1 protein-coding gene is annotated in these 314 nt (G+C 43.0%); it reads right to left on the reverse strand.

The genetic code is table 11. The features are described 5' to 3' along the window. Positions 1–239 (reverse strand): hypothetical protein (locus tag H5079_RS18260; protein WP_220489020.1); only part of this gene is annotated, 239 nt, incomplete at its 3' end. Positions 240–314 lie beyond the last annotated feature (75 nt).

The raw sequence follows: 314 nt of genomic DNA on the forward strand, positions 1-314 counted from the left end.
TCTGGGCAATCAGGATCTTTTTCTGGCTCTGGTTCTGGTTCATCACCCAATGGTTTTGCACACATAAATGTTGGCTCACTTGGGTCAGTTGGCTGAGGCTGAATAGGGACGGCAATTTTATACAAAGGTGCAGTTTCAGGAGGACAAGAATATTGATAGTCAGTAGACAATAACCTTCCGTTTTTATTGCCACCAGAAGTGAATGGCTTATCAACACCATACCATTCACAATTACCCATCTTGCAAGGGGTTACCTCGTACTCATATCTAAATGGTGTAACCCATACAGTATCACCAACTGATGACCAAGAACC

Source organism: Pseudoalteromonas sp. SG44-5, from assembly GCF_014164175.1.
GTDB lineage: Bacteria > Pseudomonadota > Gammaproteobacteria > Enterobacterales > Alteromonadaceae > Pseudoalteromonas > Pseudoalteromonas nigrifaciens.